This is a genomic window from Solemya pervernicosa gill symbiont, from assembly GCF_002020875.1.
In the GTDB taxonomy this organism is placed as follows: Bacteria; Pseudomonadota; Gammaproteobacteria.
Window position 1 is genome coordinate 39,560 of record NZ_MPRL01000055.1, and the last position, 13,562, is coordinate 53,121.

Here is a 13,562-nt window from a genome sequence, read left to right on the forward strand (position 1 = left end):
ACAGAATCACAATTCCGAAGGAGCCGATTGTTGACCGCCACCACACTCAAAGAGAGCATTCGCCTACAGCGTGATGCGCTAAAGGGACTACTCGGGGTATCGATGCTCGAACTGGCCAACCAGTGCGCGGCAGTCATCGGTGAACGCGACAAACTTGAGGCGCTGCTCACCGAGGAGCTACCCAAACTCTCCTACTGCAAACACCTCTATGTGATGGATGTCGCGGGTAATCAGCTCACCGATAATATTCGTAGCACCAGCCCCGACCCCGACCACTTCGGCCGCAACCGTATGGGCCGTCCCTATATGGAAGGGATCGTCGGCATTACCGACTTCAAACTCTCCAACTCCTACATCAGCCGTAACAAAAAACGCCCCTCACTCACCGCCATCCACGCCATCCGCAACGATGCGGGCGAGTTGATCGGCTTCCTCGGTGCCGACTACGACCTGCGCGAGCTGCCACACACAGAACGCATCTACCAGGAGCCAGACAACTGGCGTCAGGTAAAGGGTGACCCTGCAATCCGCGGTGGGCTGTTCCAACAGTGCCGTGTCGATAGCGTGATGGATCAGCAACTCGATGAGGTGCTACCGATCATGACTGAACTGATGAGCGAGCACGGCGTCTTCCACGGAAAGCTCCATTTCTCCAGCAGCCGCGCCACTATCTGGATGGTCGACGATCCCTTCAGCTACCGCATCCTCAGCATTGATGAACTGACCGATCCCAACATCGTGCTCGCCTACCCGCGCCGTCCCTACCATGAGCGCGCTATCGTGCCGACCGATCAGATCGCCCCGGTATTCGAGATGTTCCGCACCCTGCGTTTTGCCGACGAGAACATCTATCTACGTGCCGGCTCCTTAAACGTCATCAACGGCATGGTCGGCCTCAACTTCTCCTGCGACGGCTCCCACTACATGCGTTTCGATGAGTTCCTGGAGAAGAGCTCGGACTTCTGGTTCGGCGCAACCGCCAGCTAATCAGCAATGGGCAAACAGCGTGAGATGAAGTCGGGGCTTGAGCGTCCTGCCATCGAACGAATTGCTCTAGCACTCTCAACGGTTGAACCCCATTTTCCTGTTGATACGTTTACCGACGATGCACTCACTGGATTAAGTGATCTGGAGCTAAAGGCGCGCGTTCACCATCTGATAGAGGTGCTGCATCGCCATCTCCCTGATCACTACCAGGACGTGGCCAAACTGCTTGAACGGGTTCCCAGTGTGTGGGACCACGGCACTGAGGGTGATCCACTCGGTGGCTTCGCTGCCTGGCCGTTGATTGATTACGTAGGGGTGCACGGCCTCAACCATCCCGAAATCTCACTCTCGCTGTTAAGACAGCTCACCCCACTCTTCTCTGCTGAGATGGCGATCCGTCCCTTTATAGAACACCACTACAAACTGACCTATCGCACCCTGCAGAACTGGTGTGATGACGACAACCACCATGTACGCCGACTCGTCTCCGAAGGGAGTCGTCCACGACTCCCATGGGCACCACAGCTGCCCCGCTTTATCGCAGACCCAAACCCCGTGATAGCACTGCTGGAAAGACTCAAAGATGATCATAGCGAGTATGTACGTCGCTCTGTCGCTAACACTCTTAATGATATTTCCAAGGACCACCCCGACACGGTTATCGACACCTGCCGAAACTGGAAAACAGATGCGAGCGCAGAACGAAACTGGATCATTCGCCACGCCACTCGCAGTCTGGTCAAGGCGGGTCATCCCGGCAGCTTTGCACTGCTCGGTCACACCGTGGAACCAGCGTTCTCAACGGCAACACTGCTAGTCGAAAACACCAACATCGCCCTTGGAGATTCGCTGTCATTCAGAGTCGAGATCGAATCGTCCAGCCATGACGATCAGAGTCTGGTCATCGACTACGCCATTCATTTCATGAAGGCCAATGGCAAGCTGAAACCCAAGGTGTTCAAACTCAAAACCGTCAAGCTTCAGCCAGGCGAACGGTTGATTATAGAGCGGCGCCACCCCATCAAACCGATCACCACCCGCCGCTACTACCCCGGCCAGCACGCCGTAGAACTATTGATCAACGGCAAACGTTTCAACCTGGTTAACTTTGAGCTGCAATACTAGTTACGCACTTTAATGCTCAAACGATAGCTGTTTGGTCGGTTGTGAAACATGATAACGTCTATTAATACGCTCACTACGAGCGCTGACAAAAGAGGCGACCTCATCACGACCACCCTGTCGGGTGCCGTTGATCTCGGTAATTTCATTGGTGATGGCGTACTGAAACCAACTACCCTTTTTCTTGCCAGCCTAACTCTCGACCTTCTTAATGCTGTCTACTTTTGTAATCCCAATTCCTGGCATCAACATAGTCCTTATTTACATATACCATCCATTCGCTCCTGAATGCCCACCTGATCAACACGTGGAAATATCATCACCGAGCGATGTAACACCATTTTCAAACCGGACATCAAAATAGTCTGTCTATCGCTACTGAATCTCTTCAATGTAACTCCGGCCGATAGGTGTCTGCACATAACGCTTCTTGCCATCGACCTTGATCCAGAAGTAGTAGTAACCCTTATCAGGTTCGGCCGTTACCTTGCCATCTCTCACCTCCCAGCTCTTCACATGCGAGCCGTCGGCATAGGTCACTCGGTAGTTGCCCTCCAACCAGGTCACACCGAGACGGGATAGTTTGTTCTGCTGCTCTTCGCTGCACGCGACCAGTAGCAAGGCCGCCACGGATATTAGTAACTTTTTTTTCATCTCGAACACCTGCATTCCATCAGTAGACCAGGATCATAACACTCGCTATCCACAATGATTGTTGTGACTATCGACAATGGAGGTGCACTCAACTTTTTGTGATCTATTTATGCAATCACCAGATGACAAACACCACGGGACACTTCTTTGTTATCTGACTCTTCTGATACCATACCCACACATAAAGTGAGATCACAAAGGCCAGCCATTGCACACCACAGACATCATCATTACCTGCATGGGTAGGCTGGAACACCTGCAGCAATCCCTACCGTTAGCCATCACACAGCAGAATAGTCACTGCATCGTCGTTGACTACTCATGCCCCGAAAACAGTGGCGACTGGGTAGAAAATAATCACCCAGACGTTACCGTAGTCAGAGTTCCTGGACAGAATCAATTTAATCTTTCAGCCGCTAGAAATGCCGCCATTGACCACGCCACCGGGGAGTGGCTGCTGTTCATAGATGCAGATGCACTACTCGCACCCAAGTTCATCAGCACGATTTTTAGTCGCATCACGACCGAAAGTGCTCTTCGAACAGACCCAGTCAACGCCGACAAAGAGAAAATGGGCACATTTCTCATCAAACGAAAACTCTTCGATAAAATCGGCGGCTATGATGATGTTATGCAGGGTTGGGGATATGAGGATATTGACCTCTACCTGAGAATGGAGAGAGCGGGTCATCTTCTCTATATCATGTCCGATGAGTTGATCGACACCATCACCCACAGCGACAAGATCCGCACAGACAACTACAAATGGAAGGACGTCAATCTCAGTCGAGGCATCAATAGATACTACGCCAGGATCAAACTGGATATCGAAACCCTGTTACGCAAAGCCCTACCAAAGCAGGAACGATCGAACCTTTACAAGGCACTCATCGACAACATCAGTAAAACCATAGAATTTGGTAAACCATCCAGAATCGAGATCGCACTAGATGCCGAAACCTATCGCGACATTAAACGAAACCGCACACTGATCTACCAGTTTAGTAGAGAGGAAATCAGTACCCTGCTTGCAGCAGAGCAGTAACTGCTATTGCTGATTCAAAATACACTCCCCCTAACGCTCATCACCTCGAAATATAATTACTCATCATGAACTACAAGAGCATCCTCATCGTCACCTATGGACGTAGCGGCTCTACCCTGCTGCAGGGGCTGCTGAACTCAATCGACGACACCATTATTCGCGGTGAGAACTACGATTTCTGTTATGGGCTCTACAAATCCTGGCAGGCCATCAATAGCACCGTGGATCACTACGGCAATCACACACCTGCCAGTTCACCGAATAACCCCTGGTACGGCGCAGAAAATTTCGATCAGCACGCATTCATTGCACAGGCAAAATCGATCGTTCGTACGCAGCTCCTGCCAGCCGATGCATCAACGGACACCGTCTACGGATTCAAAGAGATTCGCTACATGAACCATCTCGATGATCTCGAGGACTATCTTCAATTTCTTAACCGTATATTTCCACAGCCTGCGATTATCTTTAATACACGCAACATCTCAGATGTAATCTCTAGCCAATGGTGGCAATCAAAGGCGGATGTCAGCACACCACTTATCGAACAGGCAACAAAGTTATTTGCAAACTATTGTCTAAATCATTCGAACACCTTTCTCGTCAAGTATGAGGAAATCATCAGCGACCTTGACCACATCAAGCAGCTCTTCTCCTTTCTTGGCGCACCCTTCTCTGAGCATGAGACGTTAAAAGTTCTAAACACTGTGCATAGCTATGGCGCCAAACAGAGCACTCTTGCTCAATCAAGACATATCAGTCAGGAGACACTCTCCCGACAACAGGAATCGCAAACTACCCCAACAATAAAAGGATCACTGGTACTCGAAACAAAAATGGCTGATAAGAGACTTAAAGAGGGTGTAATCATAATTCTGGTTATTCGCGATGAAGCACTACGTCTGCCATGGATTCTGGAGTACTACACCCAACTCAACTGTGCCGGCTTTATTGTTATTGATGACGGATCAACAGATGGTTCTCTTGAAATAGTACGGCCACGCAACGACACCATCATCTATCATGTCAACAATCTTAAGTATGATCAGAGCAGTCACTTTGGTACCGATTGGATAAATGCCATATTGCCGATTCACGCAAAAAACCGCTGGGTGATAAAAGTCGATGCCGACGAACTACTCTGCTGGCCAAACTCGTTAAACGAAGGGTTAAGCGGCCTGACTAAAAAGGCTGAACAGCGCGGAATCACAAGCTTTTTCACCCCGATGATCGATCTCTATGCAGAACAGTCGATATCCTCTTCCGCCCGATATCAGTCGGGCCAACCATTTCAGAAGAGTTGTCACCTTGCCGACCCGGTCGACACCTATGTCGCCAAGTGGCAAACGAATGGTTACCTACGTATTTTCGGCGGCCCACGCATGCGCCACAATCCTGATGAGGGGCTTGGTCCACTAATGACAAAACAGGCGCTATTTTTCTACTCTGATGGCCCACTCAAATTTGCCAATCCACACGCCTTGACAGACCCCCGTCCCTCACCACTGGTGGCACCGCTATTACACTTTAAATTTCTTTCTGACTTTGAAGAGAAATGCGATAAAGCCATTATTGAAAACAAACACTGGAATAATGCATCTGAGTACAGGCAGTACAAGGCAAACAATATATTTGAAATTGAGATGAAAACGGAAGATTCCATTGCCATTAATTCAGATCAGGACTTGCAACCCTACATCAACGCATTCACTGATGTTATCAAACGTGGACCACACCCCTCGCTAAATCAGCATAGTGAAAAGCCATAGGGGAGTCGCTATTTTTGCGAGAGTTTGTTTTGGGCATCCAAGCCCAAGCAAACAGCAAAAACTTCACGCGACCGTTTATGCCTGCGGCGCCCCGGTAAATGTCGATTATTAACCAGAACATGTAGACACCAAAAATCCACTTCTACTGCCTGTAACCTTTAACTCAAACATACTGCCCGGTACACCAGCCCGACGACCAGGCCCACTGCAGGTTATATCCACCTAACCAGCCTGTGACATCGACCACCTCACCGATGAAGTAGAGTCCTTCGACCTTACGTGCAACCATCGTTTTAGATGAGAGCGCATCGCAATCGACACCACCGAGCGTCACTTCCGCAGTACGGTAACCCTCGGTTCCATTAGGTTTTATAACCCACTGTTTAAAACGCCTGATGGTCTCTTCAATCTGTGCTGTCGTCAGCGACTTCAGGGGGCACTCTGCCAACGCTTCTCCAAGGCGAATCGCCACCAGTCGTTTCGGTAAATGCGTACTCAGATAGGTCTTCAGCTGCTGCTGTGGATGTTCAACCAGCGCCCCCTCTAATGACGCAGCAAGATCGGTATCGGGTAGCAGATCGATTTCGATCTCATTACCCGCACTCCAGAATGAGGATATCTGCAGGATCACCGGGCCGCTCAGACCACGATGGGTAAAGAGCAGCTGCTCCCTGAACGACTGATTGTGACAGCTCACCACGCTATCGACGGCAATGCCCGACAGGGTAGAGAGCTCCGCCTTGTCGGCGGGCTGCAGGGTGAAGGGGACCAGTCCGGCACGGGTCGGCCACACCTTGAGACCGAACTGCTCGGCAACCTTGTAGCCGAAGGGAGTTGCACCACTGGTCGGGATTGATAGACCACCGGTTGCGATCACCAGTGACTGACACTGCATCGCACCACTGCTGGTCTGAAGCGCAAAACCACCCTCGGCACGCGAAGTAATATTATCCACTGTGCATTTGAGTCGAACATCGACACTCGCCTTATCACACTCGGCCAGCAGCATTTCGAGAATATCCCTGGCACTCTCATTACAGAAGAGCTGGCCGTGGGAACGTTCGTGGTAGGGGATCTCGTAGCGTTGCACAAGGTCGATGAAATCCCACTGGGTATAGCGACTCAGCGCCGATTTGCAGAAGTGAGGATTGTGCGAGAGATAATTATCGGCCGAGACATCGTAGTTGGTGAAGTTGCAGCGTCCGCCACCGGCCATGCGAATCTTGTTACCCGGCTTGGCCGAGTGATCAAGCACCACCACCGAACGGCCGCGTTTACCCGCTTCGATAGCGCACATCAGGCCCGAGGCGCTGGCACCGACTATCAGGACATCACACGCCTCGGTCGCCACCGGCTATGGCCGTGATCAGGCGTAGTTCTGCTGCAGATAGGCGATAATATCGTTCGACTCGTAGAGCCATTCGGTGGTGCCATCTGCACGTGCAATCTTCAGGCACGGCACCTTCACCGCGCCGCCGCCCTCAAGCAACGCCTCGCGGCAGGGGCCATTGCGCTGTGCATCGCACTGATCGATATTAAGCGAGAGGCGCTTAATCGCCCGGCGCACCTTAATACAGAAGGGACAGGTACGAAACTGGTAGAGGGTAAAGTTTTGCGTCTCTTCGTCGATGCGCTGCTGCTGCTCCCGCTCACGGTCGATGCCCTTCGGCGTCGTCGCCCAGTCCCAGGCAAGTAGCATTGGGCCGACGATCAGGTGAACCAGCTTGAAGAAATATCTGAAAAATAGACGCATATCGATAACCACCTCGAGTGCCAACGCACTCTGCACAAAAAAATCCAAAGCCCTCAGGAGCGGCGGCAATGATAAATGATTTGTCACTACAATGAGAAAAGACCACACACATTACGCGCCTATTCAGCGTTGATTGACTGTCTTTCCAGCCTCAGCCCCCCCTATAATGGCGGCTCAATCCGATACAGGCTCTATCCATGAACATTGTAATGCTCGATAGCGACCAGCTCGCCGGCGAACCCGACTTTCCCGAGGTCGACCTGCCAAAATTTGGCTGGCTGCAGTACACCCATACCCCCAGTGAAGAGACCTCCGAGCGCTGCTGGCGCGGTGATGTGATCGTTTCGGTCTCGACTCCTGTTGATAAAGAGACGATCGATAAGGCGTTCAAGCTGAAGATGATCATCGCTGCCGGTGAGAAGTTCGACCACATCGATATCGAAACGGCTCAGGCGCGCGGCATCAAAATCTGTAACGTACCAGGACTCGACCCGGCCAATTCTGCCGAATCACAGCAGATCTGTGACAGCGTGATTGAGACGATCAATGCGTTGGTCAAGGGTCAGGAGCACAACCGCGTCGCCTGATCGGGCACGCGACTACTCACCATGCCCCACCTACTCTTCAGACTTCGCGGTGTTCCCGAGGATGAGGCGGAGGATATCCGTCGTCTGCTGCACGAACACGCCATCGACTTCTACGAGACATCTGCCGGTAACTGGGGTATCTCGATGCCCGGTATCTGGACCCATGATGGTGACGTCGTAGAAAAGGCAAAATCACTGATCGCCGACTACGAGGTTGAACGGGGTGAACAGATGCAAGCCGAGTATCAGCAGCTGCGTAGCGAGGGACGTCAACGGCGTCTAATTGACCTTATCATCGACGATCCGATGAAGTTCATACTCTATCTTGCCGGTATCTTGCTGGTTCTCTACCTCTCAGTGATGCCGTTCCTTTCGCTCGGTAGCTAAGGCATCTTCAGTGCCCGTTAAAACACGGGGACGAGATGATACCCCTGTGCCTGCCAGCCGATCAGTGAGATAAAACCATCACCCACCAGGGTTAACGCCGGTAGTACCGTCTCATTCTTCACCCCAAACACACGGGTAGCCACCGCACAGATCTCCTGACGAACGCCCAGCTTACCCAGCTCAGCAACGTTCTCGGCAATCTTGTCGTAGCTAACGTTGTTGTCAAAGTAGTCATCCTCATTCGGCTGGCTGGTGAGATACTTCACGCTCGGGCCGATGTAGACGAGGATGAAGTCGGGCTCTACCCCCTGCTTGACCATCCCCGCGTGGGTACCGCGAATCACATCGAGGTAGAAGGCGAGCTTCTTTGCATCGCCGATGTCGACCAGAAAGACCCCTTTGCCCGTCTTCATCTCAGCAAGCGCCGCCGCATCGTCGATTTTTGCCGCCTGTGCAAAGGGAATCGCCATCATCAACAGCGCAAACAGCATCACTACAAACTTTGTCTTAACCATATCTTGTAACCTCATCTCACTTCGCCACCGGCTGCAGGTCGACCACCGAACAGCTCGTTTTTCTGAATGAGAGGCAATCCACCTCACCCGGTACGCACTCGTAGGCGCACGCCATCTGCTGCAACTCGACCCAATCCTCATCGCCATAGGCGAAGCGGGGCAGGTTCTGCGGATAGAAGACGCAGCCAAAACACCACTGCTCCTGCGCGTCTGTCATCTCTGCTAATTCACCCACTCTTTACACCTCTCATACGGCGACTGCCCGCCACGCACTCTGCCAGGACTCATCGAGGTACTCCGCCAACGGTCGCTCCAGGATGCCGTCCAGATGCAGCGAGATCATTCGCAGCGGTCCGCCAAACAGCATTGCCGAGAGCACCATCGGGTCACCCGATCGCACCACGCCCTCTTCGATGCCACTGGCCACCAGTTCGCGCATCTTGTTGAAGGGTCGTGATGAGCAGATCGGCGGCTCATTGGGCATGAACTCGCGGTGACGGGCCGAGAGCATGAAGGCCATTACTCGCGGTTGTTCGCTCGCCATCTGGAACAGCAGCGCTACAACGGCACGACACTGCGCCTCAGCACCCTCGTTATTGGCATCGATATGCGCCAACTTATCGTCCATCTGCGCCAATAAGTCACTAAACAGCGCCCTTGCCACTCCCTCCTTATCCTTGAAGTGGTGGTAGATCGAACCGGTACTCACACCCGACGCCTTCACAATATCGGGCACGGCAGTATTGAAATAACCACGCTCACTAAATAACTCAAGCGCTGCGGCGAGGATCCGCTCTCGGGTTGTCAGCTTCGTTTCACTCATGGATCGATACTATAACGAACATTCGATCTAGTCAATCAGACAGAGGGTGATCTGTCGCTAAGCGGCAAGATCACTGCGTTACTCTGCCGTCATCCGCCAAGGTGTGAGAGAATGGCCGCCGATTTTATTCCCGGCGTCGCGTCGCTTCGATTGCGCACCGTTACCACCCGCAACAGACAGACTGGAACAACACCTTGATCACCACAGCCAATATCACCATGCAGTTCGGGCCCAAGCCCCTCTTTGAAAACATCTCGGTCAAATTCGGCGAGGGCAACCGCTACGGCCTGATCGGCGCTAACGGCTGCGGCAAGTCGACCTTTATGAAGATCCTCACCGGGGAGCTGGAGTCGAGTGCCGGAAACATCAGCTACGACCCCAATGAGCGTCTCGGCAAACTGGGCCAGGATCAGTTTGCCTTTGAGGAGCACACGGTGATCGATACCGTGATCATGGGCCACAAAGAGCTATGGGCAGTGAAAGAGGAGCGCGACCGCATCTACTCCCTGCCTGAGATGAGCGAGGAAGAGGGGATGAAGGTCGCCGAGCTGGAGGTGGAGTTTGCCGAGCTTGATGGCTACACCGCTGAATCGCGAGCCGGTGAGCTGCTGCTCGGTGTGGGCATTCCACTTGAGCAGCACAACGGCCCGATGAGCGCCGTCGCTCCCGGTTGGAAGCTGCGTGTGCTGCTGGTACAGGCGCTCTTCGCCGATCCCGATATCCTGCTGCTCGATGAGCCGACCAATAACCTCGATATCAACGCCATCCGTTGGCTCGAGGGAGTTATCAACTCACGCAACTCGACCATGATCATCATCTCGCATGACCGCCACTTCCTGAACAGCGTCTGCACCCACATGGCCGATCTCGACTACGGTGAGCTGCGCATCTACCCCGGCAACTACGACGAGTACATGACCGCCTCAACCCAGGCCCGTGATCGTCTGCTCTCCGATAATGCCAAGAAGAAGGCGCAGATTGCCGAGCTGCAATCGTTTGTCAGCCGCTTCTCTGCCAACGCCTCGAAGGCAAAACAGGCGACCTCGCGTGCCAAGCAGATCGATAAGATCCAGCTCGAGGATGTGAAACCCTCCAGCCGCGTAAACCCCTTCATCCGCTTTGAGCAGGAGAAGAAGCTCTACCGTCTCGCCTTCGAGGTTGAGGGTCTCACCAAGGGCTACGATGAAGGGCCGCTGCTCAAGGATTTCGACATGAGTGTTGAGGTCGGTGAACGCATCGCCATTATCGGTCCCAACGGTATCGGCAAGACCACCTTGCTACGCACCCTCTTTAATGATCTCGAGCCCGACGACGGACATGTGAAGTGGTCGGAGAACTCCAACATCGGTTACTTCGGTCAGGATCATTCCGACGATTTCGCCAACGACATGAGCCTGATCGACTGGATGGGGCTATGGGGACGCGAGGGTGATGACGAGCAGGTGATTCGCGGCACCCTTGGCCGCCTGCTCTTCTCGCAGAAGGAGATCGACAAGTCGGTGAAGGTGATCTCCGGTGGTGAGCAGGGCCGCATGTTATTCGGCAAGCTGATCCTGCAGAAACCCAACATCATGTTGATGGATGAGCCGACCAACCACCTCGACATGGAGTCGATCGAATCACTCAACCTGGCACTGGAGAACTACCCCGGCACACTGCTCTTCGTCAGCCACGATCGTGAGTTCGTCTCCTCACTCGCCACCCGCATTCTCGAAATGACCCCCGATGGCATCGTCGACTTCCGTGGAAATTACGACGAGTACCTGAGCAGCCAGGGCATCGAGGGCTAGCAGGAGGCAGGTGCCGGAGTCGGCATTAACTCCGGCCCCTTCACCTACACTGCATCAAGATGAACACACTCTTCTCCATCGTCGAATCACCCACCCACCCCAACTTCTCGTCGCTCTACCACGAGCTGGGGCTGGAGGTGATCACGCTCAACTCACAGCGTAAGGCGATCAGCCAGCTAAAGAAGAACCAGCCCGACTACATCGTCGCCGAGTTCTTCTACGGCTTTAACACCTACTACCAGGCAGTCAACATCAGCAACCTCGATGTGCTGCTTAACTCGCTGGTGAAGTACTCGCCCGATACAAAAGTGATTGTGCTTGTGGCGAAGGATCAGCGACAGTATGTCGACAAGCTCAACGAGATCGTACCGTTGCACAGTGTGCTCACCCTTCCCGTCACACCCGACCAGCTCAAACCGCTCCTGACATGACCAAGATCGACCTCGACCACTTCCGTCAGCGACTACTAGAACGACAGGCAGAGCTGCAGAGTGTTGAGGAGATCGGCCATGAAGCGGCCGCCACCGTGGAACTCGACCAGAGCGCCGTTGGACGCCTCTCTCGAATGGACGCGATGCAGGCACAGGCCGTCTCACAGGAGATGGAACAACGCCGTACCCTCGAGCTACAACGTATCAAAGCGGCATTGGCACGCATCGAGAGCGGCGACTACGGCTACTGCCTACGCTGCGATGAACCAATCAACCCACACCGACTTGAAATCGACCCTTCCGCCACACTCTGCATCCAGTGCGCCGAGAAATCATAACCAGACTCATCGACTACCATCAGGAGCAGAACCGATGAACAGAGCGCTATCGTGGACTGCACTTCTGCTTGGTGGGCTGGCGGCCGTCATCGGCATTGTATTCATAGTACTCTATAGTCTGGAGGCGTTCGTCTACAGGATCGGAGAACCCGACCAATCACTTCTATTCTGGTATCTACCGATACTCTTCCTCGGTATTATCGCGCTCTTATTCGGCACCCGCTCAGTAAGGTGGGGACTCAAACATTTACGCTCTTCTACCGATTAACTATGGACACTCTCGAACCGCTCACTCTTACGCTCGATACCGCGCAGACCAACAAACTTTGCCAACAGATCGAGACGAGCACCAACAGTGCTGCACAGAGAGTCGCCGCGCTCGTCACCCTGCAGACCTTCATCTCAGCCACCAGCGACAGCGCAATACACGGCGGAGAGAACTACACCACCATCCGTAACATCATCGACGACCACACCGAACGTGCCCGCCGAACACTGATGGTTGAACAGGGCGAAGCCTTGAAGGTGGCTGTGGCGAAGCGAGATGTAGCTTCTATCGCTCACATCTACACCCCACTCTCACGCAGCGGTTTCTGGAAAGTAATGGAACAGTTGGCAGAGAGCACTGAGAAACCTACGCTAGAGAATGCAGCAAGCTGGTGCAAACAATGGTGCACAGAAACAAAACAGCGGGGCGAAGCCGCCAGCCCCTACCCCGATGCCATCAACTTCAAGGGTGCCGACATTGATATCGCCGAGTACACGGCCATGGGCGATCTCAACAACTTCCTGCAGAACCTGGTCAACCAATAAAAACCGTAGCCCGGATGAAGCAACGCGAAATGTACCGGAGGTTCGAGTCCTTTAGGGCAATCCGGGAATTAGATAAATCACTTCCTCGGATAGTTTTCACTCCATACGGGCTACTTGCCGTAATACAGCCTTGAGTCCTCTTACATCCACTTGATTTTATATGGCCTGTGGTAGATTCTGAGCAAACAGATCACGTCAACATTACCCACGCTATAACAATAAACGAAGAGGCAGGAAGCCCAATGAAGACGAATCCATCCAGAACCACCCAACTCGAAACAACCACACCCAGCATCAAAATGGATGCTCCGTTAGCCTTTTCATTTAGGCTCCGTTTTCTGGAGTCAACCCCTTGTTTTCAAACAACCCAGATTTATACACCCTAAATGCTCCGTTTGTAATGGAGCTTTTAGGGTGTCTAATAATAGTCATGTGTAAAAAGTGGATGCACATCGGGGAGTCGCTATTTTTGCGGAAGCTTGTTTTGGGCGTCCAAGCCCAAGCAAGCGGCAAATACTTAACGCGACCGTTTATGCCTACGGCGCCCC

18 protein-coding genes are annotated in these 13,562 nt (G+C 52.9%); 11 read left to right on the forward strand and 7 right to left on the reverse strand.

The window, feature by feature from the left end; all coding sequences use genetic code 11:
* Positions 1-102: 102 nt before the first annotated feature.
* Entirely contained in the window at positions 103-987 is an 885-nt protein-coding gene (locus BOW52_RS12225; protein WP_078484377.1) for a PDC sensor domain-containing protein, read from the forward strand.
* Positions 988-993: 6 nt separating this feature from the next.
* On the forward strand, positions 994-2,112 hold the full coding sequence (locus BOW52_RS12230; RefSeq protein ID WP_078484360.1) for a DNA alkylation repair protein: 1,119 nt from the start codon (positions 994-996) through the stop codon (positions 2,110-2,112).
* Between the two features lie 372 nt (positions 2,113-2,484).
* Here BOW52_RS12230 and BOW52_RS12235 read toward each other — a convergent pair whose 3' ends face one another.
* Entirely contained in the window at positions 2,485-2,763 is a 279-nt protein-coding gene (locus BOW52_RS12235; protein WP_135622343.1) for a hypothetical protein, read from the reverse strand.
* 208 nt (positions 2,764-2,971) lie between these two features.
* Here BOW52_RS12235 and BOW52_RS12240 point away from each other — a divergent pair, with 208 nt between their 5' ends.
* Together BOW52_RS12240 and BOW52_RS12245 are read left to right on the forward strand one after the other, a co-directional pair.
* The gene (locus BOW52_RS12240) at positions 2,972-3,808 is read left to right on the forward strand and encodes a glycosyltransferase family 2 protein (protein ID WP_078484362.1); all 837 of its coding nucleotides are present in this window, start codon (positions 2,972-2,974) and stop codon (positions 3,806-3,808) included.
* Positions 3,809-3,873: 65 nt separating this feature from the next.
* Positions 3,874-5,577 carry a glycosyltransferase family 2 protein gene (locus BOW52_RS12245; RefSeq protein WP_078484363.1) on the forward strand — a complete coding sequence of 568 codons (1,704 nt, stop codon included), beginning with the start codon at positions 3,874-3,876 and terminating at the stop codon, positions 5,575-5,577.
* A gap of 163 nt (positions 5,578-5,740) precedes the next feature.
* Here the strand turns inward: BOW52_RS12245 and BOW52_RS12250 are convergent, their stop codons facing one another.
* On the reverse strand, positions 5,741-6,874 hold the full coding sequence (locus tag BOW52_RS12250; RefSeq protein WP_078484378.1) for a BaiN/RdsA family NAD(P)/FAD-dependent oxidoreductase: 1,134 nt from the start codon (positions 6,872-6,874) through the stop codon (positions 5,741-5,743).
* 69 nt (positions 6,875-6,943) lie between these two features.
* The gene (locus BOW52_RS12255; protein WP_320416272.1) at positions 6,944-7,366 is read right to left on the reverse strand and encodes a glutathione S-transferase N-terminal domain-containing protein; all 423 of its coding nucleotides are present in this window, start codon (positions 7,364-7,366) and stop codon (positions 6,944-6,946) included.
* A gap of 161 nt (positions 7,367-7,527) precedes the next feature.
* On the opposite strand from BOW52_RS12255, the gene BOW52_RS12260 reads away from it, so the two are divergent.
* Together BOW52_RS12260 and BOW52_RS12265 are read left to right on the forward strand one after the other, a co-directional pair.
* Positions 7,528-7,917, forward strand: a complete 390-nt coding sequence (locus BOW52_RS12260; protein WP_078484364.1) for a Rossmann-fold NAD(P)-binding domain-containing protein — start codon at positions 7,528-7,530, stop codon at positions 7,915-7,917.
* Between the two features lie 21 nt (positions 7,918-7,938).
* Positions 7,939-8,304 carry a DUF6164 family protein gene (locus BOW52_RS12265; RefSeq protein ID WP_078484365.1) on the forward strand — a complete coding sequence of 122 codons (366 nt, stop codon included), beginning with the start codon at positions 7,939-7,941 and terminating at the stop codon, positions 8,302-8,304.
* 17 nt (positions 8,305-8,321) lie between these two features.
* On the opposite strand, the gene BOW52_RS12270 is transcribed toward BOW52_RS12265, so the two are convergent.
* From BOW52_RS12270 to BOW52_RS12280, 3 genes are read right to left on the reverse strand one after another with little or no spacing between them, the layout of a single operon-like run.
* Positions 8,322-8,819, reverse strand: coding sequence for a DsrE family protein (locus BOW52_RS12270; RefSeq protein WP_078484366.1), 498 nt, complete (start codon positions 8,817-8,819; stop codon positions 8,322-8,324).
* Positions 8,820-8,835: 16 nt separating this feature from the next.
* Entirely contained in the window at positions 8,836-9,036 is a 201-nt protein-coding gene (locus BOW52_RS12275; protein ID WP_078484367.1) for a hypothetical protein, read from the reverse strand.
* Positions 9,037-9,066: 30 nt separating this feature from the next.
* Positions 9,067-9,642, reverse strand: a complete 576-nt coding sequence (locus BOW52_RS12280) for a TetR/AcrR family transcriptional regulator (RefSeq protein WP_078484368.1) — start codon at positions 9,640-9,642, stop codon at positions 9,067-9,069.
* A 194-nt stretch (positions 9,643-9,836) separates the two neighbouring features.
* Here BOW52_RS12280 and BOW52_RS12285 point away from each other — a divergent pair, with 194 nt between their 5' ends.
* Genes BOW52_RS12285 through BOW52_RS12305 form a run of 5 tightly spaced genes read left to right on the forward strand, consistent with a single transcriptional unit; the run spans position 9,837 to position 13,014 of the window.
* On the forward strand, positions 9,837-11,432 hold the full coding sequence (locus BOW52_RS12285; RefSeq protein ID WP_078484369.1) for an ABC-F family ATPase: 1,596 nt from the start codon (positions 9,837-9,839) through the stop codon (positions 11,430-11,432).
* A gap of 59 nt (positions 11,433-11,491) precedes the next feature.
* The gene (locus BOW52_RS12290; protein ID WP_078484370.1) at positions 11,492-11,863 is read left to right on the forward strand and encodes a hypothetical protein; all 372 of its coding nucleotides are present in this window, start codon (positions 11,492-11,494) and stop codon (positions 11,861-11,863) included.
* Positions 11,860-12,201: a TraR/DksA family transcriptional regulator gene (locus tag BOW52_RS12295; protein WP_078484371.1), complete on the forward strand. Its 342-nt coding sequence runs from the start codon at positions 11,860-11,862 to the stop codon at positions 12,199-12,201. Before BOW52_RS12290 ends, BOW52_RS12295 begins: the two co-directional genes overlap by 4 nt.
* Positions 12,202-12,235: 34 nt before the next feature.
* Positions 12,236-12,469 carry a hypothetical protein gene (locus BOW52_RS12300; protein WP_078484372.1) on the forward strand — a complete coding sequence of 78 codons (234 nt, stop codon included), beginning with the start codon at positions 12,236-12,238 and terminating at the stop codon, positions 12,467-12,469.
* 2 nt (positions 12,470-12,471) lie between these two features.
* The gene (locus tag BOW52_RS12305) at positions 12,472-13,014 is read left to right on the forward strand and encodes a hypothetical protein (protein ID WP_078484373.1); all 543 of its coding nucleotides are present in this window, start codon (positions 12,472-12,474) and stop codon (positions 13,012-13,014) included.
* Between the two features lie 324 nt (positions 13,015-13,338).
* On the opposite strand, the gene BOW52_RS17435 is transcribed toward BOW52_RS12305, so the two are convergent.
* A partial coding sequence (locus BOW52_RS17435; RefSeq protein ID WP_236725731.1) for a hypothetical protein occupies positions 13,339-13,562 on the reverse strand: 224 nt, incomplete at its 5' end.